Below are 23,931 nucleotides of genomic sequence, written 5' to 3'. Positions count from 1 at the left end.
GGCAACTCGTTGAAGAGGGTGAGGCCGGGGACTGTCTCGAGGCTGGGGTCGCCCATCCCTTTGAGGAGGGCGTAGGTCATCAGCCCGTGGGCGAGCGCCGCCACTTCGCCGGCCGGCTCACCGCGTCGGGCGGCGAGGAGGTAGGCGGTCTTGGCGCGGTGCGCTTCGGTATCGACCAGTTCTTGGATCATGCGGACTCCCGGGTCGTCCCGGATCGCTTCGGCCTGACAGGCGTCAATCATCACGACGCGCTGCAAGGCTCCGAGGCGTGACAGGTTTCGGTAGACGGCAACATACGGGAGGACGCTTTTCGAGGCGAGGTCAAGTGCGGCCATTCCCCGCTTCGGCTTCCCTGTCGTGGGGTCAGTCTCGGAAAATGGAAAAGAGGGGAGGAGTAGGTGGAATTGGCCGTTGAGTGTGTCGGCATGGCCTGCCAGGAAGATGGCGACCGTATCCTCGGGGCGAGTTTTCACGCGGTCACGAATCTTTGTGAAGGCCTCATCGACCTTTGCCTCGGTCACGTCGTTGTTGGTGAGGACGATCTGGAGGCCCGGTGAGCCTGAGGCGCGGTTGCCGTTTTTCTCGAGGTATTCGGACAGTTCCACGGCGTCGCGATCGGCGAACTGAAGGGCGTGTTCCTTGTCGTCGTAGTGGCTGACTCCGACGGCCAGGATGTGGATCTGCCCCGGGGTGTCCGGTCCATCGTAGCGGATCTCGATCGTTTGGGAGCGGCCCTCGACCTCGGTCGAGCCGGGTCGGCCGGCCATGACGTGGAATCGGTTCAGGCCGTGGCGGAGCTTGATGGGAGTGGTGACGACCTGTCGCTTCGCGTCGGGGCTGAGGTCGGCGCCGGAGAGTACGGGGACTCCGTTCTGGTAGAGCCGCAAGTTCGTGAGGTTGGGCTCGGCCACCGAGATCTTCAGTTGAGTGAGGCGCTGAGCGGCCACAGGTTCGGGGGGTGGATCGATCGTCAGTCGCGGGGGCTGGCGGCGCGGCGGTGCGGGGGCCTTCGGATGGTCACCTTGGCGGAGCTGATCGGTCAACTTGAATACGTGGAAGCGGTCGTAGACTTGTTCGAGGGTGAGGATCACCTTGTCGTCGAACCAGGTGACCTGGCTCTCGCCGCCGATGGAGCAGTCGAACAGGCCGTCGGGGGTGTAGGCGACCCAGTCGCTCGACCCTTGCTGGGCCGAGAGGGTCCCAAGCAGCGCCCGTTCTTCGGGCTTCCAGAGGCGAATCGTGGTGTCGTCGCTTCCGCTGGCGATGATCCGGCTATTGGGCCAGGCGACGAGCGCGTTGACTTGCTCGGAGTGCTGAGGTGCGGGTTCCAGTCGCAGCCGCCTTCGCGGTTGGCTCGCTTCCCAGAGCCAGACCGACTTGTCGGCACCTGCCGCCGCGATCCAACGTCCGTCGGGTGTGAAGGTGACCGCGAGGATCGCATGGCCGAGACTTCCCAGGTCGATGGGCCGGGCATCGCCGTCCCAGAGGAAGAGCTGGCCGTCGATCCCGCCGCCCACCACTTTGCGAGGGGCGATCGGGGAAAGCTGAGCCGCAGTTATCGGCACGGGGTCGCCCGACTTGGGGTCGGTCATCGCGTAAGAGGCTACCGGGGCTTGCGCGGGGTCGAGGTTCTCCCGGTCCCAGACTTTGACCGACCCATCCTCGCTGGCGGTGAGCCAATGCCGGGAGTCGCCGGAGAAGCCGACCGAAGTGATCGGGTGAGGATCGAGGTGGCCCCGGACGGTCTGGACGAGGGTTCCGCTGGACGCTTCCCAGAGGCAGGCGATCGGCCCTTCCAGGCTGCCGGCCGCGATCCAGTGGCCGTCGGGGGAGATGGCCAGCTTGCCGAACCGCTGCCGGGTCGCCTCGGGGCGTGCGTAGGTCGTCGGCAGCGTCCGGTTCTCTTCGCGGTCGATGGCGACGATCTCTCCGTCCTTCTCGGCGGTCAGGTAGGCGCGGCTGCCATCGGGAGAGAGCACGCCCGCGACCCAGTCTCCATCCAGTGAGCTGAGGCTCCGCCCGTTCTCGAGATCCCAGACCTGCGCTTGCCGGTCCTGGCTGACTTGGAGGAGGTAGCGACCGTCGCCCGAGACGCTCAGGCTGGCAACCTGGCCACGACGAGCCGGGACGGGGGGACGCTGATGGCCGTCGGGGAGGTCCCAGGTCCGGAGCCCGCCGTCCTGGTCACCCGAGACGAGCTTCCGGCCGTCCGGTGAGAAGGCGAAGCTGGTGGTTTGCCCCTTCGTTCCAGCGTCCTCAAGGGGAAGCAACTCGGCTGTCTTCGGCCCGGTGAGCTGCCAGAGACGTAAGACGCCACTGGTCGTGCAGGCGGCCAACCATCGCCCGTCTTTGGAAAAGGTGACGCTGTTCGCGGAGTCCGGGAGTGTGAGGATTTGCTCGGCAGCGGGAGTCACCCCCAGCGCCAGAACCCGGATCTCCTTGCCTGAGGCTACGGCGAGACGATTCGAGGGGGATACAGCCAGGGCATCGACGGCGGCCGAGGCCTTCTGTTTCAAGATATCCTTGCGCTCCTTGGCGTCCCAAACTAAGAACTGCCCACGGTCGTCTCCCGCCATGACCAGCTCGCCGTTGGTTGCGAGACGCCGGCTCGTGACGATCCCACCAGGGCCGTCGATGGCGGCCAGTGGTTTTCCCGCCGCTCCGAGGAGTGCGACTTTACCGTCATCCTCTGCGACGGCCAACGCAATCGGCCCTGTGCCGCTGGCGGTTGCGATTCCGGTGCTATGGTCGGAGAAGAGTCCGTTCTGTCCGGCTGGATCGTCTGCTTTACGGAGCCAACTCTTGCCGTCCATGTCGAGCGAAGCAATCAGGTCGCTGTCGGGCAGGAAGGCGACCTGGTCGACTCCGCGCTCGTGTGGCGGTTCCGGGGCGACCTCGTCTTGTTTGATGAGGTCATAAACTCGAAGCCATCCCGAGCCGTCGCCGCTGACCAGGCGATCACCTCGGGCGTTCAGCCCCAGGCTGTTCACGCCGACCATGTGGTAGGCGAGCGAGCGGAGCAGCTTTCGATCCGCGACCGACCAGATTTTGACGGTTGAATCCTGGGAGCCCGAGATCATCCGAGTGCCGTCCGCGCTGAAGGCCAGGGTGGAGACCGCTCCAGCGTGCCCGCGTTGGAGTAGCAGTTCGCGTTTCAAGAGGCTCGCCTGACGGATTGTCGAGGCCCAGAGATCGAGCCCCGGGTCAATTCCGCCGAGTGTTCGGAAGCCCTGGTCGGCTAGCACCTGGTCTTGCTGTAGCCGGTCGAGCGCGGCGAGCAGGTTGTTGGGTCGTTCCGGGGTGCCGAGTGAGTCGATCAGGGCTGCGGTGAATGGGCTCAAGGCGCCGACCCGCGCTGCCTCGACAGCGGGCTTGCCATCGGCGGCCAGCCAGGCTGTCACGCCGGGCCAGCGCACGAGCTTTTGGAGGAGTGGGGTGGCCGAGGGGATGGTCGTCGACTTCGGGTCGATCCGCTCGCCGCGTCCGAGCAAGGAGGTGTCGAGCCAGCAGACCACCGGATTTTGTCCCGAGGCCGCCAGGCCGTCGATCGCCTCGTCCAGGGCCCAGCTCGACTTGTCCCACTGGAGCCGTCGGGCGTCGATTGGCAGCAAGTATTCCCGTCCGGGGCTTCCCGGAGGGGCGTCGGCGCTTGGGGGCAGGCCAAGCGCGTGGCCGGCGAAGTAGACGACGACGGTATCGTCGGGACGGACCCGCGCGGGGAGCCACGTTTTGAAGGCCCAGTCGAGGTTGGCGAGGGTCGGCAGTACCCCTTCGGGATTTTTCCCCTTCGCCGGTTCGGCCGCGCCTCGTTCGTCCATCACGAGCACGTTGTCCGCGTTCCAGCCCGCAGTCTCTCCAAACCAACTGGCCACGGCGCGGGCGGCGCGGGCCGCACCATGGCACGACGGGATCGCGTTATCGCGATACTGGTCGATTCCGATGGCGACGACCCAGACTTGCGGGGTTCCGGGCCTTTTCTCCTCTTCCTTGGGCGCTGAAACGACGGGGATCCTCTCGCCCGACGCGGGGGGGGGAGTCGGCCCTGGTTTGAAGGAATTTCGACCCGCGACGATCGCGATCCCAGCCACGCCGAGAGCCGCGATGGAGATCACGAGGGCGCGGACGGGAGAACGAGGCGTAGATTTCATTTTAGGCCGATTTCAAAGGGGAGGAATGAGTCGCGGCCGTTGGTTTTAATGCTTCGGCCAGTCGATGACGACACGGAATCCCAGGTCTTCAGCGGTGTGGTCCTCGGCGAGTTCGGTCGTCGTCAGATCGTCCTTGTCGGGCCGTCGCGGCCGTGTCGTGCGAATCCGGTCGCTCCAGACGGCGAACGAGCCGCCACGGATTACATACTCAGGCAATCCCTTCTTTGGGACAGTCGTGATGACGGGATTATTCAGCGGTTCAGGAGATACGAGATAGGGAGTCCAAACATCCCGGCACCACTCACGGACGTTGCCGGTCATATCGGCGATGCCTTGATCGGTCCGATCCTTTTTGAAATGGCCCGCCATGGAGGTCGGGATCGGTCCCAGTTGGCCGATGCTGTCCACATTCGCCATCGTCAGGGAGGGCTTGGGCTCGGTTCCCCAGACGTACGGGATCGGCTTGCCGCGGGAACGGGCCGCGTATTCCCACTCGGCTTCGGTCGGCAGGCGGCCGCCGACCCACGTTGCATACTTCTCCGCCAGTCCATGGGTGATCCCCGTCGCCGGATAGAGTTTGGAGTCGTTCCCATTGCGTTCGATCCGCTCGCGGGCGGTCTCCCAACGCTTCGGTCGATCCGCCACATTGACATGGGTCGCAGTGAAATACGCTTCCATCTCGCCGTTGGTGACCTCGTTCTCCTGCATGAAAAAGTCAGAGAGCGCGACCGTATGGGCGGGCTGATCCTCGTCGCTGGGGCCCGCGCTCGAGTCGAAGCCGTCATTCCCCATTTTGAATTTGCCCCCCTCGATGAGGATGAACTTTGTTCGATCGCTCTGGCGGATCAGCAGACTCGGGTGGCCGTTGACGATCGTCGCGCCTTCGGCAGTCGCATAGCCCTTGGGGAGACTTGGGGGTGGGACAGGGACGCTTCGGCGGGGGAGGAACGCGAATGCGGCCAGTCCCAAGCCGGACAGCACCGTGACGATCAGGAACATCCGGAGGAGACGACCGCGGCGCAGGCGGCCGGGATCGAGCGTCTCCTTGGCGATTCCGGGATGGCCCCAGTCGGTCGAATCCAGACCCGCCGAAGGCTTTGCTGGTGTGGGGATCCCGTAGCCTTGAGTCGGCGGCGAGGGTAGGTTGGGATACTGGTAAGGGACGCGCTCGGCGTCCTCGGTCAGAGCCTGGGTGCGAGCCTCCCCGGAGGGGTCGATCGGCCGTTTCTTTGGGGTCGTCGACGTTCGTCTGGTCGGCAGCGGGAGGGACGGATCGTGCTCGGCCTGGAACGGGGAGTGAGGACCCTCCTCGAGGTACTCTGCCGGGAGCGCGGCGTGGAATTGCTCGAACAGCTCGAGTGCGGTCTGGGGGCGTTCGTCCGGGTTCTTGGCGAGGCAGCGGAGCACGACCCCTTCGACTTCGGCCGGAACGTGGCACTCGGGGTTGCGTTCGGTGAACGGGGGAGGAACGGTGTAGAGGTGGTCATAGATCAGGCGGGTGATCGGGCCGGTGAAGGGCCGGTGGCCGGTCATCATCTCGTAGAGGATGATCCCGACCGAATAGATGTCGCTCCGGCCGTCGATCGCGCCTCCGCTCGCCTGTTCGGGGCTGGTGTAGGGGGCCGATCCGAGGAAGCTGCCGGTGTGGGTATGGACGTCCGCCGTATCCGAGTCTGCCTCGAGGATCTTGGCGATGCCGAAGTCGAGCACTTTCAATTGCTCGCGGCCGACCGGGCGGCCTTCCAAGAGCATGAGGTTGGCGGGCTTGAGGTCGCGATGCACGATCTTTTGGAGATGGGCCTCCTCGAGCACGTCGCAGAGCTGCTCGAGGATCCGCGCGATCCAGTCGAGCGGCATGGGGACACCGGGGGGCATCGCCTTGTTCAGACTCTGGCCGCGGATGTATTCCATCTCGATGAACGCGGCGTCACGTGCCATTCGGGCGTCGTGGACCACCACGGCATGAGGGTGCGAGAGCCGCGCCATCACTCGCGCTTCGCGTTTGAAACGAGCCTGAGCTTGAGGATCAAAGGCGATTCCCGAGACGATGAGCTTCAGGGCGCGGAGCGTGTCGAGCTCGAGGTGCTTGACCAGCCAGACGGTCCCCATCCCCCCTTCGCCCAGGAGCTTTTCGGCAAGGTAGCGGCCGAACAGGACCTGACCGGGTTGGAGCGTCCCTTGAACGCCGATCGACTCGTCCGAAGACTCCATATCCGAGGAGGGGAAAGGCTGCTCCGAGGAGGGGAAAGGCTGTGATTCGCTGCCGGAGAGCGAGCCGAATGCCGGCATCGTCCCTTCCAAGGGCATGAAAGAGGCGCGGGGGGGCGATGTCGGCTCAGGCCCAGCAGCTTCGGCCCAGGTACCGAACGGGCCGGCTTGGGTGGAACCTTGCGACTCGTTTTCGGGCTTCTCGTCAGGGTGGCTCGGTCCTTGCGTCATGAAGATCGCCTCACTGCGGTGAGTCTCCGGGCCAAGGGGATCAAGTTCACACAGCAGGGTGTCTCAGCTCAACGTTTCTCTTCTTTTCGGCCTGATTCTAGCCTGCCCCTTGGGGCGGCCAGAATCAGAAAAAGAGGCTCGGAGTCGGTCGTCGGCACGGGGCAAGACGTGTCTCACCTGGGACTTCAGGAGGCGTGCGAAACTTCCTACCAGGAGAGTCTTGGGGGGAAGAACTCCGCGATCAGGTCTTTGTAATACGGGGTCAAGGCGTCGACATCGGGGCGATCATGCCCCTTGGAGTACAGGTCGAACGGGTTGAACGCACGTACCCACTCGAGTTTCTTTCGGTCGTCCTCGTTCATGAAGTGGGTGTACTGATTCTCGTGGTGCCAGGCATAGAAGGAGTGATAGCGGATCATCGCCAGCCCCTCCTCCGGCAGGTAATCCTTGACGACGTGGTAGAGATACTCGTCGTGGCCCCAGGACAGGTGGATCTGGTCGAGCCCGCACCCCTCGTGATAGATCCCGTCACGGGCCTGATACTCGGGCACGGCCGCGTCCGGATTCTCTGCGAAAAACTCGGGGAAGACGATCCGGTCGGAATAACGGCAGCCCACCGGGAAGGTATCGCCGACAACGGCCCATTGCGGCTCGCCGTACAGGCAGAGGATCTTGCCGAGGTCATGGATCAGGCCCGTCAGCACGAACCAGCGCGGATGGCCTGCGGCTCGGATCGCCTCGGACGTCTGCATCAGGTGCTCGATCTGCGAAAAATCGGTGTCGGGATCGCTGTCGTCGACAAGCGTGTTGAGGAACTCCATCGCCTCCCAGATTCCCATTGATCGGCGGGTTTTGGCGAGGAACTCCCGCTTCTTCTCGAGGACGAAGGCGAGCGTCTGGTGACGATGATTGAGTTGATAAAACTCGCGAACCCCTGCGCGGACGTTCTCACGGTAGTCGCGAAACGCCGATTTCTGACCGTTCTCGCCCCGTTCACCGCCCTGATGATGCACGGACTCCCAATCGTCAAGGTCTTCCAGGGGACGACTTGTGGCCTGGGAAGCAGACGACTCCGCCATTGGATCGGTCTCCCTTATCGAGCGTCGCGGTCGAGAATGGGTAGAAGCGATGATTCCACTTGATTCTACACGGAAGTGCGAATGGGGTAACGAGCAACTCCTTTCCTCGAGGAACCTCCGCCTGCCCGGGTGTAAGATGAGGCCTTTCCTGAGCGTACCTTTTTAAGTGAGACGATCACCGCCCCCTCGGGCCCGTACGGGTGGTAGGCCATTCCTTGGGGGAATCTTGCGATCCGTCACGGATCTGAGTGGTTTACAGCATGGGTTGACCGGGCTACGATAATTTGAACAACCAATTCTTTCACTGTCGCGGCGCGGGGTCGTCCCCAAGAGCCGCCCTCCCGGTTTCGTCCTGCTACGAAAGGGAATCTCATGGGACAGGCGATCGTCAATCCGGACGAACTCCGGCGGTTCGCGACGCAGTTGCGGCAGTTCAACAACGATCTCCTCGGCCAGATGACCGTGCTTCACGGCCAGCTCGCCGGCCTCGGCCAGTCGTGGCGTGACCGCGAGCATGACAAGTTCGTCGAGGAATTCGAACAGACGCTTCAAGTGGTCGCCCGGTTCGTCGACTCGACGAACCAACACGTTCCGTTCCTGATGCGCAAGGCCGACCGCGTGGAAGAGTACTTGCAGCAGCGCTAAACGACGACGAAGGGGCGATCATGAGCCAGGCCAACGTCCGCTCCACCGACGCGATCAAGCAATTCAAGCTCGCCCTGCTGACGTATGCGGAGGACTCCCGCGTCGCGCTCGGTGCGATGGAGATGGAGATTCGCCAGGTCCGCAACTGGCTCGAACGCGATCAGTACACCTACTGGACCTCCCAGGTCAAGCGGGCCAAGGAGAAAATTGCCGAGGCGCGGACGGAGCTGAATCGCCGGCGACTCTCTCAGTCGAACAGCGATGCCGTCTCCGACAGCGACCAGAAGGAAGCGCTCCGAATCGCCAAGCACAGGCTGGAAGAGGCTGAGGACAAGGTCGAACGGATCAAGAAATGGGGGCCTGTCCTCGAGCACGCCCTCTCTGAGTATCACAGCCAGTCGCAGCCGTTGAGCGATAAGCTCTCCGGCGGCCTGGTCGGTTCGCTGGCCTTGCTCGAGCGGATGATCGTGGCGCTCGAAGAGTACGCGGCCCTCCAGGCCCCCGCGGCGCCCACGCTTCCGCCGACCTCGTCCCTGGATACGGTTGTTCCCCCTTCCGGAGCGAGGGAACCCGGGCCGGGGGTATCCACGCACGGGGAAGATCGCCCTCCCTTGGAACAGGCCGTTGAAGGCACAGAATCTGCAGAGGTGATCACTCAACCGAGAGCGGAACCTTCGGGGGAGGAGACGTCTCGCCCCACGTCCTGAATGAACGAGTCCTGATCGGCTCGGCCACGGAAAATGTGTGGCGGACCGACCGTCACGAGGGAATGGATCATGAGCGCAGGTTCCGCCAGGCTGACCTTTACGCAGAAGGCTCTTCGCGAGTGTTGGGACGACGTGAAGCAGCAGTGGAGTGACCAGGTCTCGCGGGATTTTGAGAAGAACCATCTCCTTCCGCTGGACCACCAAACGTCGTCGGCGATTCGTGCGATGGATAAGATCGCCGAGGTTCTTCACAAGATACGCCAGGATTGCTCGTGAATCGTCCCGAAGTCGATATTCCCCGCAACCCATCTCTGACCGTCCCGGTTCCGGGCGCTCGAACCACAGGTTTGTCCATCATGTCTCATTCGCCCCTGGTCGAACGGGAAGTCGCGGCTCTGCGAACTCTGGAGCGGATCGCAGCCGAGCGTGCCCGTATGGAGACGGAGACGGAGCAGGGGTATCGGGGGCAGGTTGAGACGGAGGAGCATGCCTTCCAGAAGGCCTTGGAGAAAGTCACGAAGGCCGCCAACACGGAGATTGAGGCGACCAAGATTCGCTACCAGGCGGTTCGCGACGAGCTCCAGACGCGGTTTGAGGCGGAGCGGAAGGAGATCGAGACGGAGTTTGCCGCGGTCCGAAACAAGACCGCGGCCTGGTATCGCTCAGCCTCGAAGGCGGCGAAACGAGAGCACGAAGAGACGCGCTGGCAGGTCCTCGCGGTGTTCGAGGCGGCCAAGGACTCGGCGGTCAAGCTCCACAAGGAACGCGCGGCGGAACTGAACGCTGAGCTCGGTTTCTTGCAGACGATCAAGGACGAGGCGGAGCGGCCTCTCGAAACGTGCCGATCGTTCATCCCGCAATCGGATGAAGCCAGTGAAGAGGTGATTGTCCCTCCTTCGGATAATCCACTGTTCGAGTTGCAGGAGCGATTGAAGCAGGCCGAAGCGCAACTCGTTCCGCTGGTGAACCTGACACTGCCCAAGTTTCTCAAGCCTCAGCAGTTTGTCTGGCCGTTCCTGGTTCTCGGCATTGCGGCGGCTTACCCGCTGGGGGTGACGCTCGGTTGGAAGACCGGGGTTGCGGTCGATGCCGGTGGAGTGGTCGCGATTGCGGTCGGTCTCTGGTTCTGGCTCGCCACCGTGGCCAAGCGTCAGGTCGGCCGATATTACCCCCCCTTTCGCCGGTCCCTTGACGAGGCGGACGCCTACGCGCTCCAGGGCCAGAACTGGGTCAACGCGGCCTTTGAGCGTCATAAGGTGGAGGTCGAGGAACGACGCGAGTCCGATACGCTGGCGGCCGACGAGAAGTTCTCGAGACTCTCGGCCGAGAGCGAGCAGCGTCGCGAACGAGAGACGAGTCAGGCTGAGGAGAAATACCCTCCGCTCCTCAAAGCGAGCGAAGCCCGCTACGCCGAGACGTTGCAGCAGGCTGACGAACGCTATCCACGCCGCCTTGCCGACCTCAAGGAACGGCTTGAACGCGATACCACTCAACTTCGGACGAACCATCGACTCGAGATGGAGTCAACGCAAGAGGCTTACGCCAAGGCCTGGAAGCAGCTTGTCGACCGTTGGAAAGCGGGGTTGGCCGAGGTCCAGGCGACGGTCGCCGAGGTCAATGAGGTCTGCCGCCAACTCTTCCTCGACTGGCACCAGATCGATCCGGCCCGCTGGGAACCTCCCACGGCCGTTCCCCCTGCGCTTCGGTTCGGGGAGTTTGAATTTGATCTCGCTCAGATCCCCCAGGGAGTTTCCAGCGACCCTCGTTTGAAGCCGGACGGCCCCACCCGCTTCACTCTGCCCGCCTTACTCTCGTTCCCTGCTGAGGGGTCGATTCTTCTCAAGGTTCATGATGCCGGCAAGGCCGAGGCTGCGCGGGTCCTGCAAGCGATGATGCTTCGCTATCTGACGTCGCTTCCCGCCGGTAAGGTCCGCTTCACCATCATCGACCCCGTCGGACTCGGTGAGAACTACGCGGCTTTCATGCACCTGGGCGACTACCACGAGTTGCTTGTCAATAGCCGGATCTGGACCGAGACGCCCCACATCGAGCAACGCCTGGCCGACCTCCAGGCGCACATGGAAAACGTAATTCAGAAATACTTGCGCAACGAATTCAAAACGATTGAAGAGTATAACATTCACGCTGGTGAAGTCGCCGAGCCGTTCCGCGTGCTGGTGGTGGCGAATTTCCCCGCGAACTTCAACGAATCGGCCGCGCGACGGCTCATGAGCATCGCCAGCAGCGGTGCCCGTTGCGGCGTCTATACGCTGATCTCCGTCGATATCAAACAGCCGCTTCCGTCGGGTTGCCAGCTCAAGGATCTCGAGTCGCTGTGCATGAATCTCAACTGGAGGGAGGGGCGACTCCAGTGGAAGGATTCCGAATTTTCGAAGTTCCCGGTCAAACTCGATGCGCCGCCTGATCCCGAGACGTTCACGAAGCTTTTGCACGTGGTCGGCGACCGCGCTCGCGACGCTAACCGCGTCGAGGTCCCGTTCGAGTTCATCGCCCCGGCCCCCGAGGACTATTGGACCAGCAGCAGCGCCAAGGGGATCGACGTTCCCCTGGGCCGGGCAGGGGCCACCAAGCTGCAACATCTCCGGCTCGGTCGCGGAACCTCTCAGCACGTTCTCATCGCGGGCAAGACGGGGTCGGGCAAATCCACCTTGCTCCATGCCTTGATTACGAACGCGGCACTCCGCTACAGCCCGGACGAGCTCGAACTCTATCTGATCGACTTCAAGAAGGGCGTTGAGTTCAAGGTCTATGCCACGCTCCAGTTGCCCCATGCTCGCGTCATCGCCGTGGAGAGCGAACGCGAGTTCGGCCTGAGCGTCCTTCAGCGCCTCGACGGCGAACTCAAGCACCGGGGCGACCAGTTCCGCGACCTCGGCGTTCAGGACCTGAACGGGTATCGCCAGTTGGACGGTCAACCTCCGCTCCCTCGGGTCTTGCTGATCGTCGATGAATTCCAGGAATTCTTCGTCGAGGACGACAAGATCGCCCAGGACACGGCCCTCTTGCTCGATCGCCTGGTGCGCCAGGGACGTGCGTTTGGGATCCACGTGCACCTGGGCTCGCAGACTTTGGGGGGCGCCTTCTCCTTGGCGCGGAGCACGCTGGGCCAGATGGCGGTCCGGGTCGCGCTTCAGTGCAGCGAGTCGGACGCCCACCTGATCTTGAGCGACGACAACTCGGCTGCTCGCCTACTGACCAGGCCGGGCGAGGCGATCTACAACGATGCCAACGGCATGGTTGAAGGGAACAACTTCTTTCAGGTCGTCTGGCTTCCCGACGAGCGTCGCGAGGAGTATCTCAGGACGATCAAGAAAATGGCCGACGATCAGAATCGGCCGCCCGTCTCGCAGATCGTCTTCGAGGGGAACCTTCCTGCGGTCGCGGCCCAGAATCACCTCCTCGGCCGACTCCTGCACGCGCCGGCCTGGCCTGAGCCTCCCAAGGCCGACTATGCCTGGCTCGGCGACGCGATCGCGATCAAAGACCCGACGGCGGCTGTCTTCCGGCCTCAGAGCGGGAGCAACCTCCTGATCGTCGGGCAGAACGATGCCGCGGCCTTGGGGATGATTTCGACGGCCGTGATCAGTCTCGCTGCCCAACATGGGCCGGCCGACGGTGCCCAAGGCGTTCAGTTCTACCTCTTCGATGGCACCCCGGCTGACTCCAGGAATGCGGGTTTGCTCAGTCGGCTCGATGGCGTGCTCCCGCATGCCGTGAGAGACGTCGCCTGGCGCGACCTGGCCACCGTGATCGGCGAACTCGCGGCCGAGGTCGAGCGTCGCCAGAAGGAGGCCGGGGAAGCCCCCGTCATCTATCTGATCGTCAACGACCTTCAGCGGTTTCGCGACCTGCGGAAGGGGGATGATGATTTCGGCTTCTCGCGCTACGGCGAGGAAAAGGCGACCCCCCCCTCGAAGCTCTTCGTCAACATCCTTCGCGAGGGGCCTCCGGTGGGGGTCCACACGATCGTCTGGTGCGACAGCCTCAATAACTTGAACCGGACCTTCGACCGTCAGTCCTTGCGTGAGTTCGAGGTTCGCGTCCTCTTCCAGATGAGCGCCAACGATTCCAGCACGTTGATCGACTCTCCTGCAGCGGGAAAGCTTGGTGCCCACCGCGCGCTCTTCTTCAGTGAGGAAGAAGGACGACTCGAGAAGTTCCGTCCCTACGGCCTCCCCACCGACGACTGGCTGGCCACGATCCGGCGGCAGTTGCAAAAAAGGCAACTCCCCGTCGCTTCCAGCACAGAAACCGCCGAGGCCTGACGCGGCGATGATGGAATACCGTGACCGTCCGGCCGAGCCCCTCTTGGGTTCGGCCGAAACCAACGGGCTGAGCCGATCCACTCGGCTGCCTCACTGCTCGCCCATGAGCAGCGGGATCTGGCGAATGGCCTGATCCTGCTTCTTCGTATCGATGCGCACCTACAGAAAGGCCTGCCTTCAAATCAAGTCCCCTGGATCTTGAGACCCAGAATCGGACCAAGGGACTCCGCGAGGCCCAGCCACCCGGCACGGCGCACATCCGCCGGAACTCGCTCGCCCAGCACAGATCCACATCCACCAGATCGCTTGCCCCCGAGGACGGTTCGTGCCGCTGAGGCACGCGCTGGATGTGCGAGAAATTTAGCAGTACGTCCTTGACAGGGAATTGCGGCCTGCTAATCTTTTAGCAGTCTGCTGGTTTTTTAGCACGATCTCATCCAGAGCTGGGTGGCCGGCCTGGATGGTGATCCCGCAGTGCTGAGGGGAGATTGAATCCGATGGCAAAGCCTGCGCATGACCCGCTCAGCCGCCGTGAGCGGCAGATTATGGACATCATCTATCGGCTGGGCCGGGCGACGGCTGCCGAGGTTCAGGAGACGTTGCCCGACCCGCCCGGCTATTCCTCCATCCGGGCTCTGCTGCGGATCCTTGAGGAGAAGGGGCACCTGCGGCACGAGCAGGACGGGCCGCGATACGTGTTCCTGCCGACGGTGCCCCGCGATAAGGCGCGGCGGTCGGCCCTCCGCCAGCTCGTGCAAACGTTCTTCGATGGCTCAACGGCCCAGGCCGTCGCCGCGTTGCTGGGTGAACCCGGTTCCAAGCTCAGTGACGAGGATCTGGACCGCCTCTCTCGTCTGATTGACCAGGCCCGAAAAGAGGAACGCTGACCATTGGATTGACTGTCGAACTGAGCTTCAACATCGTCGGCACGCAAGGAGCGGGTGCAGTCCATGAGAGTGACTCGCTGACCGAGTCGGGTTTATGTGATCAAATTGTGTTTACTTGATTTTATTTTATTAAAAACATATTTTATTGCTAAAAAAATAGTTGATTTTGCGGTCGGGACGCACGGCCGACTTGGGTGATATGCGTGTGAAGGCGGAGAAAGGGGGGGCTGAGCCGCGTGGAGCGGCCGGCCAGGGGTAGTCTTGATCAAGGTGCGGAGGGCCAAGGCGATGGACGATCTGTTGAGACTCCTGAGCTCCGGGGGCGCCGACTGCGCGATGGCTGGGCTGGCCTGTGCGGCGAAAGCTGCTGGCGTGCTGGCTGGCACCGGGCTGTTGGCTTTGGGGATGAAGGAGGGCGCGGCGGCGACGCGGCACATGGTCTGGGGGCTCGGCCTGGCTGGGGCTGTGGCGTTGCTGCCGCTGGCCCTTACACTGCCGCGCTGGGGGCTGCCGATTCTGTCGACTCTGGCGGGGACATCGGCGATGAACCCGGCCACTGAGGTTCGTGAGGCCGACCCGCCGGCGGTCGCGGTGGTTGCCTCAGCCGTGGAGACCGATGCAAGCTCGGTGACGCGACGGACCTTGGAGTTTCGTGAGCCGGCTTCGCGAATCGAGCCGGTCGCGGTGGCCCCGATCCTATGGCCGGGCCCAGGGGGGTGGCTGCTGGCGGTCTGGAGCGCCGGGACGGCGGCGGTGCTCGCGTGGTGCGTCCTCGGTTGGGTGACCGTCTGGCGGCTGGGGCGAAGGGCGGAACGGATCACGGACCGGCTCTGGGTGGAGGAGGCCCGCGAGGCGGCCGTACGTCTGGGAGTGACCAGGTGCGTGACGCTGCTGCGCGGTGGGCCAATGGCCATGCCTTTGACCTGGGGCGTGCTACGACCGGTGGTGCTCCTGCCGGCGGAGGCCGACGAATGGCCGGCCGAACGCCGTCGCGCGGTCCTGATGCACGAACTGGCGCACGTCCTCCGCCGCGACTGCCTGACGCAATGGCTGGGACTGGCGGCCTGCGCAGCATACTGGTTCAATCCGCTGGCCTGGTGGGCGGCCTCACGGCTGATGTCCGAACGCGAGCAGGCATGCGACGACCTTGTGCTGGAGGCGGGCGAGCGTCCAACGGACTACGCAACCCAACTCCTCGGGGTGGCCCGATCGCTCCGACCCGCTCCGGCGCTGGCCCCGGCTGCAATGGCGATGGCGAGGCCCTCGGGTCTGGAACGGCGACTCCTGGCCATCCTCGACGCGCGGCGCAACCGGCGGGCGCCGGCTCGCTGGTTGATGGCTACGTGCCTGTTGGCGGTGCTGGGGGTGTCGGCGACGCTGGCCGCAGTGCGCCTGGTGGCTCGGGAGGTGCCGGGCTCGGTGGTTTCCGGCCTGGTGGTCGGGCCCAACGACAAGCCGGTCGAAGGGGCAGCCGTCGTTGTGTTTGTGTCGCGACCGTCGTTGCGAAGCTCGATGGAAGAGCCGGCCCCGGCCAAGGTGCTCGGCCGGGGCCTGAGCGACGCCCAGGGCCGATATCGCATCGAGGTATCCGATGACCAGGTAAAGGCCGAGGACGGCTTGCTCCTCGTCGCGACCGCACCTGGCTTTGGCTTTGCGGCTCGAACTCTGGCCGATCTGACCGGTCCGGTCGGGGAGCCGAGCCGGCTCGAGGCCGAGCAGCCCGTGGAGATGAAGCTCGTTGACCTCGAGGGTTCACCGGTCACCGGTGCTGAGGTCCACCTGCGCGCCGCATATCCTTCCTCGGGCGGCCAGGGTCTGAACCTTGATACGTTGAGGACCGACGCGTTGCCTGTGCTGGCTGTCAAATCGCTCACCGATGCGACCGGTCGGTTCACCCTTCGCGGCATCGCCCCCGGCCATTCGCTTTCCATTCAGGTTCGCGCGGCCGGGTTCGGGAGGCAGTGGTTGCAATTCCAGACCAAGGCCGACGTTCGCGCCGCCACGCTCGCCCTCGGACGCGCCCACATCGTCGAGGGGCGGGTGACGCTTGGCAAGGGGGGGCCGGCGGCGGTTGGTGCCTATGTCCGTGCCCAGAGCATGTCCGAGAAGCAGGGAATGGGGCAGTACATGGGCGAGGCCGAAGCGACAATTGCCGACGACGGGCGCTACCGGCTCGAGGCCGCGCCCGGCGGCTCCGTCCGGTTGGAGGTCTACCCGTCTCCCGAGGGGGCCGATGCGTACCTGCTGAGAGGGGAGCACGTGGTCCCCGGTGACTCGGTCTCCTCCCACGTGGATTTCGCCCTCCCGCGTGGGGTCCTGGTGCGAGGTCGTGTGACCGAGGCTGGCACAGGGCGGCCGGTTGCCGGCGCGGTTGTTACGCACCGGGCCCACCAGAGGAACAATCCCTATTTCATCAAGGGCGCTGTTGCATGGTTCAACGGCGACGAACAGAAGGCGGTCACGGCCGTCGACGGTAGTTACCGACTGGGTGTGATGCCGGGCCCCGGCTATTTGCTGGTGAGGGGGCCGACGGCCGACTACCTTCACGAGGAACTCTCGGCCGTCGAACTGCACGGAGAGCGCATCTGGCCGAATACGCGGCATTATCCCGATGCGCTGCGGAAGCTCGATCTGAAACCCGATGACGGCCCGGTCGATCTCGACCTGCAGTTGCGCCGGGGTGCGACCGTACGTGGTCACCTCGTCGGTATGGACGGTCAGCCGGTGCGCGATGCGGTGTTGTGTAGCCGCTGGTGTCTGGCGCTGTCCTCGATGACCATCAATTTCGGTCAGCGTGTGATGCCGACACGTGGGGACCGCTTCGAACTGGCCGGCTGCGCCTCCGACTCGTCCGCGCCTGTGTTCTTCCTGGATGCCAAGCAGCAGCAGGGCGCGGTCGTCGAGCTCTCCGGCAAGCAGGCCGGACAGGACCTGGAGGTCAAGTTGCAGCCCTGCGGGTCGGCCACCGTCCGATTGGTCGACGATCAGGGCAAGCCGCTTCGACCAGGGCTCAGGTCGGCACACCTTGAGGTTGTGATGACCCCCGGGGCCTCGTTTGCGGACCTCACTCCCGACGTCGTCAACAGGCAGATGCAGAGTCCCCTGATGGCCGACGCGATCATGGTCGGCAACCTTGACCACGAGCGCTTCCGTGATCTGAAAACCGACGCAGAGGGTCGGATGACGTTCCCGATCTTGATTCCTGGGGCGACCTACCGCGTCCTTGTCTTCAACCAGCTGGTGAAGACGCAGATCGAGTTCACGGTGAAGCCGGGCGAGGCGCGGGACCTCGGCGACCTGGTGATCCACAATGTCGACCAAGCGGGGTGAGGCCATGACGAGGATCGACGAGGAGGCGTGGACTCCGTTCGAACCCAGTCCGGACGACCCGTGGGACCTGCGCAAGGTCGCTCGTCTGCACCGAGCGGCCGGCTTCGGGGCGAACTGGGCCGAACTACGGCGCGACGTGGCGGCGGGCCTGGCCGAGAGCGTCGGGCGATTCTTCCATCCGCTCGACCCGTCGGACGAAGAGCAAGCGATCCGCGAGGGCCTGCGCTCGGGAGCCGTCGGCTCGTCCGACCCGAGGCGGCTGCGAGCGTACTGGCTCTATCGCATGCTCTTCGGCTCTGACCCGCTCCGGGAGCGATTGACGCTCTTCTGGCACGGCCACTTTGCCACCAGCCTCGCGAAGGTCAACAGCGTCAGCGCCATGGCCGCTCAGGGGGAAGCTCTGCGCGAGCGGGCGCTCGGCGACTTCGCGGGACTACTCGGAGCAGTGACCGCCGATCCGGCCATGCTCGTCTGGCTCGACGGCGGGACCAGCAAGCGCGGACGGCCGAACGAGAACTACGCCCGCGAATTCCTCGAGCTGTTCACACTGGGGCGAGCCGCCTATTCCGAGGCCGACATCCGCGAAGCCGCCCGCGCCTTCACCGGCTGGACCCCCGAGGGAGGACGCAGGACTCCCGACGACGGGAATCCCAGGTTCGCGTTCGAGGAGGAAGCGCACGACGGCGGTTCCAAGACGTTCCTGGGCCAGGCCGGGAACTGGAAGGCCGACGATGTGGTGCGGATCGCCTTGGAGAAGCCCGAGGCCGCCCGACACCTGGCGGGGAAGCTCTATCGCGCGTTCGTGGCCGAGGGGGCCGATCCCGAGCCGGAGCTGATCGAGCCGCTGGCTGACGTGTTGCGGTCGAGCGGGTATTCGATCCGTCGTGTGATGGAAGTTATTCTTCAATCGAAACATTTTTATTCGGCGGCGGCGTGCCGGCGTCGGCTCAAGTCGCCCGTGGAGTACACGATCGGCCTGCTGCGGATGCTGGAGGTCCCACGCTCGAAAGTCAACCTGCTGGCAGCGGCCACAGCCTGCGGCCGGCAGGGACAGGAGCTCTTCGCGCCGCCGAATGTGAAGGGGTGGGAAGGGGGGACGACCTGGATCAACAGCAGCACCCTGCTCGAGCGTCTCAACTGGGCGTCTGACGTCGTTTGGGGCAACCCTGATTACGGCGTGCCCCCTTTCGACCTGGTCGCCTGGGCCGACAACCACGGCGTGAAACCCGGTGAGGCGGCCGGGATATTCATCAACCTGCTGCTGCAAGGAGACCTCGCCAACGAGGCCAGAGACCTGAGCCTGGCTGCTGGCCGCGATGGTGACACCACCAGCCTTCGCAAGTCCCTGCAGCGATTACTCCATTGCCCGGAATTCCAACTCTCCTGACGGACGGAAGGGAGATTCGACCGTGACGACAACCCGACGCGAAATGCTTCGCCTGGGCCTGGGAGGCTCCACCCTCCTGGCCTGTGGTACGACCGTACCCACCTTTCTGGCCCGCTCTGCGCACGCCCTGGCCGATGGCCCGAGGCGCGACGCCGACGGCCGAATCCTCGTCGTCATTCAGCTCGACGGGGGCAATGACGGCCTCAACACGGTCGTCCCCCACGGCGATGACATCTACCACAAGAGTCGCCCGAAGCTTGCCTTGAAAGCCAAGGATCTCAATCCGATCGACGAGCAGGTTGGGCTGCACCCATCGCTCAACGGTTTTGCCAAGCTCCACAAAGACGGCCGACTGGCGATCGTCCAGTCGGTCGGTTATCCCAACCCGAACCGGTCGCACTTCGAGTCGATGGCCATCTGGCATACGGCTCGGCTCGACCCGGGCCGAGAGGAACCCGGCTGGCTGGCCCGGGCCATTGACGCGGGCCCGGCGGCCCCCGGCGGCGACGCCCCGGCTCTGCACATCGCCAAGGAGACGCTGCCTCAAGCTCTGTACGGGGGGCAGAAGTACGTCCCCTCGCTGGCGACGGTCGAGCAGTTCCGCCGACGCCTGGGGTTGCCCGAGACTGATGGAGCCGACGAGCAGCGCGCGGCCCTCGACCGTATCGCCGGCCAGTGCGGGAGCATGGAGAACCCGCTGCTCCAGTTCGTCGCGCGAAGCACAGTGGTCTCGTACGCCAGCAGCGCCCGGCTCGAGAAGATCCTCTACAGCGACGATAACGCGGCCCCATACCCCGACTCCTCCGACCTGGCCCGGCGCCTGCAACTGGTCGCCCGCTTGATCCGCTCCGGGCTGTCGACACCGATCTACTACGCCCAGTTCGGCGGCTTCGATACGCACGCCGAGCAACTCAACCAGCACTCCAACCTGCTGAGCGAGCTGAGTCGTTCGGTCCAGGCCTTCCTGGCAGACCTCGACCGCTCCGGTGACGGAGACCGGGTGACAGTGCTGGTCTTCTCCGAGTTCGGCCGCCGCCTTCGCGAGAACGCCAGCGCGGGCACCGACCACGGCACATCGGCACCGGTATTTCTCCTCGGCCGGCCCGTGCAAGGTGGCCTGTACGGCCCGTACCCCGATCTCGCGCATTTGAAAGACGGCGACCCCGAACACGCGATCGACTTCCGTCGGGTCTACGCGACCGTACTGGAGCGTTGGTTGAAACTGCCGGCCGAGGTCTCGCTGGGAAAGCCCTTCGAGCCCCTGCCGCTGTTCCGTTCATGAGGATCGACTGTCGTTGCGGGTCGACCCGATCGTGCCCTGGGGTGTTGTCTTCATCGAACGCGGGGCTCGGGTGAAATTATTGATGCTATCGAATTTTAGATGTAGGTTTCCGCTTGCTTGCTGATGACTTTGCGTTACCCAGCGAAGAGTCTATCGGCTGATTCGCTGCAACGGCCCGGGCTCAGTGATCAAAAACCGAAAGGTTCCGAATTGCACGAGGACCAGGGGGCCAAAGGTGCAGAGGATCCACCTCAGTAGGGAGTGCAGGCTCCGCTGTCGCCCGACCGAATTCTCGGTCCCCGGCGATGAAGTTATCCTTTGGTTTTTACGGGTTTGACGGGCTCGAGCCTGTCGAGGAATCGGCCGTGGAAGGCGCTCCACCCGTGAACTCGGTAGCCCCACACGGCGGCGCGAGACTTGGGGGCGGGTACGACCTCAGGCAGCGATCGTTGCATCGGCGTTCGGGCCGAGTGGGCAGCGGGCATTCACAATCCGGCTGATCCGCGCTTGCTATGGGATATCCTGCTTCAGGAGTCGCATCAGCCGTTCCGGGATCCCCGACAAGGCATGGCCTATCGATCGGGGCACCGCGCCGCATTCGCGTTGTTGGCCATCGGTCGTCCGACCGCAGGGGTGGCGCGAGGAACTGGGCGAAGAAGCCCTGATGGGCTTTGGGCAAGCTTGAGCCGGTGCATAGCGTCCCAGAGCAGAGGACGTCATGGGGCAGGCTCAGGGTAAAATCCGAAACTGAGCGGATCGCGGGGTTTCGTTTGGTCCTTGACTCGCACCGCTCTCTGAGTAACCAAAATTGTTATTTCTTGTGATTTGCGGTAACTGCAAGCAACTCGTTTGTTTTCCCACGGAGTCTGATCCATGAATGTCTCACTGACCCCGGAGCTTGAACAGTTCGTGAACGGCAAAGTTCAGAGCGGCCTGTACCACACAGCGAGTGAAGTCATCCGCGAGGGGCTTGGTTCTACAGCGCTAGGTCGTGTCCCATTGGCATCGTTTCAGCTCTGTGAGCTTGATGCCGAGTTTGCGGAGCTTCTTGCGAGTCGCCTTTGTGTGACTCGTCCGAGCCTGGGCGTTCCGACGCTGCGCCCAGGTAATCTTCCTCGCTGCACTCATCAACTCCTCCGAGCGCCCACGATTCGTGTGGAAGGTCATTTCCTATTCCGAACGGTCGGGGCGCTGCGAACATGCTTTCTCGCGAGCTTCCGCGAATCTCGTCGAGGGGGGAACCGGGTTTCGGGAAATCGCGTTAGCGGTCACACTAGAGGATCCCTCGCGTGGGGGGGCCGACCCGGAGCGTCTGGTCCGGATCTCCTAATTATTTCGTAGGGCAGGCTGAAGCCTGTCCTACGCGAGAGAATCTCGCTAGAGTCCTTGTGCACCTGCCCGGGAGAATGCGGCCGATGTCGTTGGAGATTCCGACGCGCGACGAGTTGTACGTGCGATATGTGGACCAGTTGCCCTACGAGCCATACCCCGTCCAGGACCTCGCGTTAGCGACCTGGTTCGAGTCCGAGCAGGGAATCCTTGTGTGCGCGCCGACGGGCACGGGCAAGACCCTGATCGCCGAGGCGGCCCTTTTCGAGGCGCTCCATACGGGGAAGGTCGCCTACTACACGACACCCCTGATCGCGCTGACCGAGCAGAAATTCCAGGAGATGCAGGATCGCGCCGTCGAGTGGGGCTTTCGCCGCGAGGACGTGGGGCTGGTCACCGGCAGCCGCAAGGTCAACCCCGAGGCCTCGGTGCTCATCGTCGTGGCCGAGATCCTCCTGAACCGGCTGCTCAATGGGTTCGACTTCTCCGACGTGACAGCCTGCGTCATGGACGAGTTCCACAACTTTGCCGAGATCGATCGCGGGATCGTCTGGGAGTTGTCGCTCGGCATGCTACCCAAGCACGTCCGCCTGCTCTTGCTCTCGGCGACGGTCGGGAACTCTGCCGAGTTCGTCGGCTGGCTGGCGAGACATCATGACCGTAAGATCGCGCTGGTGGAGGGCAATGAACGACGCGTGCCGCTGACCTACGAATGGGTGCCGGACAAGTTCCTCAACGAACAGCTCGTCACGATGGCAGGCGGCGACGAGGAAGGTCCTCGGACACCCGCCCTGGTCTTCTGTTTCGACCGCGAGGAGTGCTGGAGCGTCGCTGAGAACGTCATGGGCAAGGACCTCAACCTGACCGACGAGAAGAAGAAGGATCTCCACGATCGGGTCAACGCGCTCGATTTCAGCCAGGGGGCCGGCCCCAAGCTCAAGCGATTGCTCCACCGAGGGGTCGGCGTCCACCACGCGGGCCTGTTGCCGAAGTATCGCCTGGCCGTCGAGGACCTCTTCCAACGCAAGCTCCTCCCCGTCGTCGTCTGCACCGAGACGCTGGCGGCCGGCATCAACCTCCCGGCACGCTCGGTGGTGCTCTCGTCGCTGGTGAAGGGCCCCTTCGGCGCGAAGAAGTTGATCGGCTCCAGCATCGCCCACCAGATCTTCGGCCGGGCCGGTCGGCCGCAGTTCGACGACCGGGGCTTCGTCTACGCCCTGGCCCACCCCGACGACGTCGACATCCTGAGGTGGAAGGCGAAGTACGACGCCATCCCCGAGGACACGCGCGACCCGGGCCTGATGAAGGCGAAGAAGGCCCTCAAGAAGAAGAAGCCGAAGCGCCGCGAGACCGAGCAATACTGGGTTGAGGGGCATTTCAACCAACTCCAGGCCGCCCCGCCCGGCAAGCTCTACAGCAAGGGGGCGCTTCCCTGGCGGCTGCTGGCTTATCTTCTCGAGGTCTCGCCGGAAGTCGAGAGCATCCGCGTCGCGGTCCGTAAGCGGCTGATGGACGACCCGCGGATCGCCGCTGGCGAGAAGGTGCTCGACGGAATGCTGCTGACGCTGCACGCCGGCGGATTCGTGACCCTGAGCCCCGAGCCGCCGGGGCCGCCGGAGGCCGGCCAACCCCCGACGCCTTATACGCCGATCCTGGCCCAGCCGACGCCCTCGCTGGGGAAACTGCTGGCGTTCCGGAGCATCCATCCCCTCTACGGCGCCTTCTTGGCCGAGATCCTGGCCGGGGCCGACGCCGACGAGCGCATGCAAGCGATGGAGAGCGCCCTGGAGGTGCCAGGCCCCGTCCGGAAGCGGCTCCGAGTCCCGCTCAAGCTACTGAAGTCGGGCGCCCTCGCCACCTCGAGGCTTGACGCTGAGCTGATCCAACGCGGACTCATGAGCGCGGAGGTCGAGGAAGACGAGGCGGAGGATGACGAGGACGATTGGCAGAAGAGGCCGCCGAGTCTGGCGGAGAAGCTCCGAACCTACTTCGACCAGTGCTACCCCGACGTCACCGACGTTCGCTCGCACCCACTCTGGTGCGTCGGCGAGCTGATTGAGTTTGGCGGCAACTTCAACAAGTTCGTGACGACCCTCGACCTGACCAAGCAGGAGGGGATCATCTTCCGCCACGTCCAGCGGATGATCATGCTCTGCGGCGAGTTCGAACGGGCCTGCGCCCTCGATGTCGATGCTGACCCCTCCATACTCTCCTGGCGGACCGAGCTGCACGAACTGGCCGTAAAGCTGACCGAGAGCTGCCGGGTCGTCGACCCGACCAGCACCGATCAACTGATCGCGAAGATCGGCGAGCCTGACATGATCGATGCCGAGGCCGCGAAGCTCGCGGGCGGGGCGACCTGACGGCGGACGGGTCCTAATTCTACAGCGCTAGCTTGACCTTGCTCCTGCT

At 64.1% G+C, this 23,931-nt stretch carries 12 protein-coding genes and 2 pseudogenes; 10 read left to right on the top strand and 4 right to left on the bottom strand.

What is annotated here, in order from left to right; translation table 11 throughout:
* Positions 1-53 precede the first annotated feature (53 nt).
* The 3 genes and pseudogenes from SINAC_RS30795 to SINAC_RS30785 all read right to left on the bottom strand — a co-directional run.
* Positions 54-3,818 (bottom strand): annotated as a pseudogene (locus SINAC_RS30795) (caspase family protein); the annotation flags it as partial.
* Between the two features lie 375 nt (positions 3,819-4,193).
* On the bottom strand, positions 4,194-6,587 hold the full coding sequence (locus tag SINAC_RS38290) for a bifunctional serine/threonine-protein kinase/formylglycine-generating enzyme family protein (RefSeq protein ID WP_015249459.1): 2,394 nt from the start codon (positions 6,585-6,587) through the stop codon (positions 4,194-4,196).
* Positions 6,588-6,793: 206 nt separating this feature from the next.
* Positions 6,794-7,666 (bottom strand): inositol oxygenase family protein, encoded by an 873-nt coding sequence (locus SINAC_RS30785; protein ID WP_015249458.1) that lies wholly within the window; start codon positions 7,664-7,666, stop codon positions 6,794-6,796.
* Between the two features lie 372 nt (positions 7,667-8,038).
* On the opposite strand from SINAC_RS30785, the gene SINAC_RS30780 reads away from it, so the two are divergent.
* From SINAC_RS30780 to SINAC_RS42075, 9 genes and pseudogenes are all read left to right on the top strand, one after another.
* Positions 8,039-8,311 (top strand): WXG100 family type VII secretion target, encoded by a 273-nt coding sequence (locus SINAC_RS30780; protein WP_015249457.1) that lies wholly within the window; start codon positions 8,039-8,041, stop codon positions 8,309-8,311.
* Positions 8,312-8,331: 20 nt separating this feature from the next.
* Positions 8,332-9,018: a hypothetical protein gene (locus SINAC_RS30775; RefSeq protein ID WP_015249456.1), complete on the top strand. Its 687-nt coding sequence runs from the start codon at positions 8,332-8,334 to the stop codon at positions 9,016-9,018.
* Between the two features lie 69 nt (positions 9,019-9,087).
* Positions 9,088-9,294, top strand: a complete 207-nt coding sequence (locus SINAC_RS30770; protein WP_015249455.1) for a hypothetical protein — start codon at positions 9,088-9,090, stop codon at positions 9,292-9,294.
* Between the two features lie 80 nt (positions 9,295-9,374).
* Positions 9,375-13,304, top strand: coding sequence for an FtsK/SpoIIIE domain-containing protein (locus tag SINAC_RS30765; protein WP_237722592.1), 3,930 nt, complete (start codon positions 9,375-9,377; stop codon positions 13,302-13,304).
* Positions 13,305-13,801: 497 nt separating this feature from the next.
* Complete coding sequence (locus SINAC_RS30760) at positions 13,802-14,191, top strand: BlaI/MecI/CopY family transcriptional regulator (RefSeq protein ID WP_015249452.1); 390 nt, start codon at positions 13,802-13,804, stop codon at positions 14,189-14,191.
* Between the two features lie 288 nt (positions 14,192-14,479).
* Positions 14,480-17,521 carry a M56 family metallopeptidase gene (locus tag SINAC_RS30755; protein WP_015249451.1) on the top strand — a complete coding sequence of 1,014 codons (3,042 nt, stop codon included), beginning with the start codon at positions 14,480-14,482 and terminating at the stop codon, positions 17,519-17,521.
* Positions 17,522-17,525: 4 nt separating this feature from the next.
* Positions 17,526-18,908 carry a DUF1800 domain-containing protein gene (locus tag SINAC_RS30750; RefSeq protein ID WP_237722588.1) on the top strand — a complete coding sequence of 461 codons (1,383 nt, stop codon included), beginning with the start codon at positions 17,526-17,528 and terminating at the stop codon, positions 18,906-18,908.
* Positions 18,909-18,930: 22 nt separating this feature from the next.
* On the top strand, positions 18,931-20,190 hold the full coding sequence (locus SINAC_RS30745; protein ID WP_015249449.1) for a DUF1501 domain-containing protein: 1,260 nt from the start codon (positions 18,931-18,933) through the stop codon (positions 20,188-20,190).
* An 873-nt stretch (positions 20,191-21,063) separates the two neighbouring features.
* Positions 21,064-21,162, top strand: a pseudogene (locus SINAC_RS42075) (type II toxin-antitoxin system ParD family antitoxin); the annotation flags it as partial.
* 12 nt (positions 21,163-21,174) lie between these two features.
* Here SINAC_RS42075 and SINAC_RS30740 read toward each other — a convergent pair.
* Positions 21,175-21,318 (bottom strand): hypothetical protein, encoded by a 144-nt coding sequence (locus SINAC_RS30740; protein ID WP_244884911.1) that lies wholly within the window; start codon positions 21,316-21,318, stop codon positions 21,175-21,177.
* A gap of 287 nt (positions 21,319-21,605) precedes the next feature.
* Between SINAC_RS30740 and SINAC_RS30735 the strand changes: the two genes are divergently transcribed.
* Positions 21,606-23,882, top strand: coding sequence for a DEAD/DEAH box helicase (locus SINAC_RS30735; RefSeq protein ID WP_015249447.1), 2,277 nt, complete (start codon positions 21,606-21,608; stop codon positions 23,880-23,882).
* The last annotated feature ends 49 nt before the right edge of the window (positions 23,883-23,931 follow it).

Origin of the sequence: Singulisphaera acidiphila DSM 18658, from assembly GCF_000242455.2 — a bacterium.
GTDB classification, from domain to species: Bacteria; Planctomycetota; Planctomycetia; order Isosphaerales; family Isosphaeraceae; genus Singulisphaera; species Singulisphaera acidiphila.
Note: the sequence above shows the minus strand (reverse complement) of the source record. Positions and strands in the feature narration are given on the sequence as shown.

What these genes read in the sequence shown, in the direction of transcription:
- SINAC_RS30780 (WP_015249457.1), top strand. Translation starts at nt 8,039, where the DNA reads ATGGGACAGGCGATCGTCAATCCGGACGAACTCCGGCGGTTCGCGACG.
- SINAC_RS30770 (WP_015249455.1), top strand. Translation starts at nt 9,088, where the DNA reads ATGAGCGCAGGTTCCGCCAGGCTGACCTTTACGCAGAAGGCTCTTCGC.
- SINAC_RS30775 (WP_015249456.1), top strand. Translation starts at nt 8,332, where the DNA reads ATGAGCCAGGCCAACGTCCGCTCCACCGACGCGATCAAGCAATTCAAG.
- SINAC_RS30755 (WP_015249451.1), top strand. Translation starts at nt 14,480, where the DNA reads ATGGACGATCTGTTGAGACTCCTGAGCTCCGGGGGCGCCGACTGCGCG.
- SINAC_RS30750 (WP_237722588.1), top strand. Translation starts at nt 17,526, where the DNA reads ATGACGAGGATCGACGAGGAGGCGTGGACTCCGTTCGAACCCAGTCCG.
- SINAC_RS38290 (WP_015249459.1), bottom strand. Translation starts at nt 6,587, where the DNA reads ATGACGCAAGGACCGAGCCACCCTGACGAGAAGCCCGAAAACGAGTCG.
- SINAC_RS30760 (WP_015249452.1), top strand. Translation starts at nt 13,802, where the DNA reads ATGGCAAAGCCTGCGCATGACCCGCTCAGCCGCCGTGAGCGGCAGATT.
- SINAC_RS30740 (WP_244884911.1), bottom strand. Translation starts at nt 21,318, where the DNA reads ATGAGTGCAGCGAGGAAGATTACCTGGGCGCAGCGTCGGAACGCCCAG.
- SINAC_RS30735 (WP_015249447.1), top strand. Translation starts at nt 21,606, where the DNA reads ATGTCGTTGGAGATTCCGACGCGCGACGAGTTGTACGTGCGATATGTG.
- SINAC_RS30765 (WP_237722592.1), top strand. Translation starts at nt 9,375, where the DNA reads ATGTCTCATTCGCCCCTGGTCGAACGGGAAGTCGCGGCTCTGCGAACT.
- SINAC_RS30785 (WP_015249458.1), bottom strand. Translation starts at nt 7,666, where the DNA reads ATGGCGGAGTCGTCTGCTTCCCAGGCCACAAGTCGTCCCCTGGAAGAC.